This window comes from Fulvivirga kasyanovii, from assembly GCF_009711405.1.
Taxonomy (GTDB): domain Bacteria; phylum Bacteroidota; class Bacteroidia; order Cytophagales; family Cyclobacteriaceae; genus Fulvivirga; species Fulvivirga kasyanovii.
Genome location: NZ_SMLW01000288.1, coordinates 1 through 4,395, shown reverse-complemented (window position 1 = coordinate 4,395; position 4,395 = coordinate 1). Strand labels below are relative to the sequence as shown.

The window sequence follows — 4,395 nt, the reverse complement described above, 5'->3', positions numbered from 1 at the left end:
TGATAAACAGACATATAAGATTAAATATTCTATTGGCACGGTTATTCTCTTCTGCCTTTAAAAAACTGTTAGTCACATTATAGAGAAATACCTGATACGTACAATGGAACACACATTTGAAATCAACTATGACAGGCTTGCTAAAAGAGATAGCGGGCTCATTCTGGAAATAAAACGCGCATTAGTGATGCCTGACTCAAAAAAGGCTGGTGAGATTATTTGCAGAATACTGCACACCATACGTCGAAGCTTATCTTATACGGAATCCGCTGAGTTTATAAGCAGGCTGCCGGAATACCTTAAGGTGATGTATGTAACGGACTGGACGCCGAAGGAAAAGAAAATAACCATTAAACACCTGGATGAATTTACCGAAGAGGTCCTGGCCCTTGACCATGAAAGCGGCCATAGGGTATTTCACAAGGAAGTAGATGCACTAAGTGCCGTAATTACCGTTTTAAAAATACTTAACCGCCACGTAAACCTGCTTAACCTGCCTAGCTTCGGCTATTCATTCAAGAGAGAACTAAGCGAAACCATGCTGGAACCCGCAGCCTAGCCCAGTGCTAAGCGGTTCCGGCCGTGGTACATTAAACTCTCAAAACCATGCTACCAACTGCCAGCGAAAAGCCCACATCCACTGGATTGAATAGTTAGAAACACCTGATGATTTAAGAATTTCCTCTATTTCGTTTTTGTGAAATGACCTCAATACGGAAACGGCGGCATCATTTCGAACCATAACTGATCTCGAAAAAGCTGCCGTCAGCCATTTAATAGAGTGGTATGCAAACCAATGGCGATGCAGATCATTAATAACCATGCCGATGGAGGCCTGCGATTTTATCAGGTCAAACAAATCTATAAGTTCCTGATCATTAAAGTGGTGTGTAAAAAGAGTAGAAGTTGCAATATCATATTGCAGTGCCTTAAATTCCTCCGAGAAAATATTTATTGATTTATAGGTTATTTCAGGGTAGTTCCGGGTATTCCTTTGGGCAAACGCTATGATATTTGGGTTAGCATCTATCCCTATCAGGTTTATGCGCTGGCTTCGTTTTCTTGCCCAGTCGGCAATCATCATCAACATATCACCTCCGCCACATCCCAGATCTACAATAGTCAAAGCATCAGCAGTTGCACCGGCCTTTTGCATCAATAAGTCTAATCCGTTAATGGTCACATGATTTCCACCCAGCCATTTATTGATCGTCTCCAGCTCCCTCAGGGTTTGGTCAATAACCTCTCCGGAGCTTTCAAGGTCATCCATAAGCTCGGCCTCATTACTTCGCTGTGCAAATTTCGATGCCATTAGTGTACTTCTATGGTTAAAAGCATGCTTTCAAGCGTTAGTCCCGGCCCAAAAGCAAGCCCCAGCAGGTTTTTGCCATTATCCGCAGCTTTAAGTTGATCCAATATACGCTTTAGCACGAATAAAATAGTTGGTGAAGACATGTTCCCATAAGCCGCAAGTATGTCATGCGCTGCCTGGTTTTCCCTTTTGCTTATGCTCAGTTCCTTTTCAATTACCTGCAGAATCTTCTTTCCTCCCGGATGTACGGCAAAATAATCAAATTTATCCACACCGCTTTTATTAACCAGTCTTTGGGTCAACTGTTTAATGCCTGACTCTATTACATCAGGCACATAAGCAGAAAGGCGCATTTCAAAGCCGAAATCACCAATTTTCCAGGCCATATGCTCATGTCCGTTCCTAAACAATTCATTAAAAAAGGAAGTGGTCTTCAAATTCACCCCTTTCCCTGGCCTGCCAGACATCAACACGGCTGCTGCACCATCACCGAAGAGTGCATTGGCCAGCATATAATCCTCATGGGCTTCCTTTTGAAAATGGATACTGCACAGCTCTACGCATACTATAAGTACACACGCATTACTATTTGCCGTACATATAGCATCTGCAACCTTTAATGCATTAAAGGCCGCGTAGCATCCCATAAAATTGATCCCGGTTCTTTCCACATGGGAATTCAGGCCCAACCTATCCACAAGCTCTATGTCAATACCCGGGGCATACATACCCGTACAGCTTACAGTGATCAAATGTGTTATTTGATTCGCTTTGACATTACCTATCGCTTTTTTTGCCGCTTCCACGGACAGACCAATGGCTTCCTGCTGAAACAGTCCCAGCCTGTCCTGAGTTGTAGGGAAAGGTTCGAGGCGGTCATTGTCAGGGAAGAAGTCATGCACCAGGGAAGAAGTATAATCTTCAATTACCGAATACCTCGATAAGATGCCCGTAGCTCTATAAAGCACCCTCAGCTTATCTGCATCGGCCCCCTCCAGGCGGTGTGCCTTGATCATGAAATCAAGGACATCCTGCTGTTTAATTTTGAATTTGGGGTTTGCCGTAGCTATCGAGGTGATGTATGCATTCATTGATCAATAATACTTAAAAATTGATATCTTGGTGTAAAAGAAATCGATGTATGTTTAAAAAATCCACATGGCTCCACCTGCGCATTCCTTTTTCATTTTTTCTTTTGCCTGTGTTTTTGTTTGCCCTGGCGATATCTCCAAATATTAATGAAAGTCGGATCATCATTGTTTTCATTGCGCTTCATTTTTTTCTGTACCCGGCCAGTAACGGCTATAACAGCTATTTTGACAAGGACGAAAAAAGTATTGGGGGGTTGAAAAATCCACCAAAGGTGGTCAGGGGCTTATACTATACGGCTCTTATATTTGATTTGGTTGCCATAGGTATGGCTTTACTGATCAGTTGGGAGTTTGCACTCATGCTCTTCATTTACGGGCTGGTCTCCAAGGCCTACAGTCACCCCTGGATACGGATTAAAAAATATGCCCTCCTCAGTTGGTTCATTGCCGGTTTCTTTCAGGGAGCATTTACTTTTATTATGGCCTATATGGGCCTCAACAAATATGGTTTCCATGTTTGGGAGCAGGTACACGTATTGCTGCCCGGCTTGCTGACTTCCCTGATGTTATGGGGCTCTTACCCGATGACCCAGATCTATCAGCATGAAGAAGATTCCAAAAGAGGTGATAACACCTTAAGTTATAAGCTTGGCATTAAAGGCACTTTCTATTTCACGGCTGCAGCTTTCACCATAGCTGTCGGTGCTTTTGTTTTCTATTTCATGGAATATCATAATATGAAATATGCCTTGCTCTTTGTGGGCAGCATGCTGCCAGTGGTCATCTACTTTGGCTATTGGTACTTAAAAGTACATACCGATGTGAACAAGGCCGATTATAGCCATACCATGTGGCTGAACACCCTCTCTGCATTGTGCCTGAATATTTTCTTTATATATTTCTTTCTGGATAGCAGCCAGGTACTCCAGGCCATCAAAGCAGGGTATTAGAAAGTATCGCCGTGTGTTTGCCGGACTAAAAAGTCGGCTATCAGCCTCGATCTTTTTGCGATCAGTACCGCCAGATTAGACGCAATCTCAGAGCCAAAGAGCTTCTGTATCTGTCTTCCTTTCCAGAGTTTCTTTTCGAAAAGCTCCCGCCACCTTCGTGAGTAGTTATGCTCTAATTTTTCCCTGGAACGATGATCGTTAAAATAACCTGTAACCTCTTCTGATAAAATTTTGGCTGAACGGATAGCCATGGCCATGCCATTGCCGCATAAGGGCGTAATCATTCCCGCAGCATCTCCACACATCAGTACATGCTGTTCTACCGGCTCCTTGGTTTCAAAAGAAATTTCATTGATCACCTCTGGTTTCTTAAAAAGGAACCGGGCCTCGGTAAAGATCTCTTTTAAGTATGGGTTTTGGCTCAGCACACTTTCCTCCATACCCGGAATGCCTGATGATGCTGATAAATTAGAGCGGGCAGATAAATAACATAGGTTATACTTATTACCCTCAACCTTATTGATCCCACAATACCCGTCTTTAAAGTTATGGAGCGCAATCAAGTCGTCCGGGTGCCCGTCATATTCAATATGATGTTTTACGCCAATATAGGGTGAACGCTTTTCAAGAAACTTCCTGCCCATTTGTCTGTCAAGCCGCGACCTTTTTCCGAAAGCTCCTATCACCACATCAGCTTCCATATCCGAAGCTCCCTCCACCTCCACACAAAAGCTATTATTCACAAACTTTACCGCACCAACCTGTCTTTGCAGAATAAACTCTACGCCCATAGCAGTGGCTTTTTGATAAAGGAAGTGATCAAATTCATAGCGACTAACTCCAAACCCACCCATTTCCAGGGGTAGGAAAGCAGATTTGCCATTGGTAGAAGTCAGTTGAAGCCGGGTGATCAATGATGGCTGCAAATGCTCAGGGAATATATCAAGGCGCTCCAAAAAATGACGCACCTCATTGGAAATGTATTCGCCACACACCCGGTGAAATGGATATTTCTTTTTTTCTATGAGCGTTACAGGCAAGC

5 protein-coding genes are annotated in these 4,395 nt (G+C 43.3%); 2 read left to right on the top strand and 3 right to left on the bottom strand.

Annotation, left to right across the window (positions count from 1 at the left end):
* The first annotated feature begins 103 nt into the window (after positions 1-103).
* Entirely contained in the window at positions 104-559 is a 456-nt protein-coding gene (locus E1163_RS02085) for a DUF2267 domain-containing protein (RefSeq protein ID WP_155168968.1), read from the top strand.
* A 39-nt stretch (positions 560-598) separates the two neighbouring features.
* Here the strand turns inward: E1163_RS02085 and E1163_RS02080 are convergent, their stop codons facing one another.
* The gene (locus E1163_RS02080; RefSeq protein WP_155168966.1) at positions 599-1,312 is read right to left on the bottom strand and encodes a methyltransferase domain-containing protein; all 714 of its coding nucleotides are present in this window, start codon (positions 1,310-1,312) and stop codon (positions 599-601) included.
* Positions 1,312-2,403, bottom strand: coding sequence for a type III polyketide synthase (locus E1163_RS02075; protein WP_155168964.1), 1,092 nt, complete (start codon positions 2,401-2,403; stop codon positions 1,312-1,314). The genes E1163_RS02080 and E1163_RS02075 overlap by 1 nt, the downstream gene beginning before the upstream one ends.
* A gap of 50 nt (positions 2,404-2,453) precedes the next feature.
* Between E1163_RS02075 and E1163_RS02070 the strand changes: the two genes are divergently transcribed.
* The gene (locus tag E1163_RS02070) at positions 2,454-3,353 is read left to right on the top strand and encodes a UbiA family prenyltransferase (RefSeq protein ID WP_155168962.1); all 900 of its coding nucleotides are present in this window, start codon (positions 2,454-2,456) and stop codon (positions 3,351-3,353) included.
* Here E1163_RS02070 and E1163_RS30315 read toward each other — a convergent pair.
* Positions 3,350-4,395, bottom strand: a 1,046-nt coding sequence (locus tag E1163_RS30315) for an NAD(P)/FAD-dependent oxidoreductase (protein ID WP_185155926.1), incomplete at its 5' end; no start/stop codon positions are given. The genes E1163_RS02070 and E1163_RS30315 overlap by 4 nt on opposite strands.

Coding starts and splice junctions, on each gene's coding strand:
- E1163_RS02080 (WP_155168966.1), bottom strand. CDS start 1,312: ATGGCATCGAAATTTGCACAGCGAAGTAATGAGGCCGAGCTTATGGAT.
- E1163_RS02070 (WP_155168962.1), top strand. CDS start 2,454: ATGTTTAAAAAATCCACATGGCTCCACCTGCGCATTCCTTTTTCATTT.
- E1163_RS02085 (WP_155168968.1), top strand. CDS start 104: ATGGAACACACATTTGAAATCAACTATGACAGGCTTGCTAAAAGAGAT.
- E1163_RS02075 (WP_155168964.1), bottom strand. CDS start 2,403: ATGAATGCATACATCACCTCGATAGCTACGGCAAACCCCAAATTCAAA.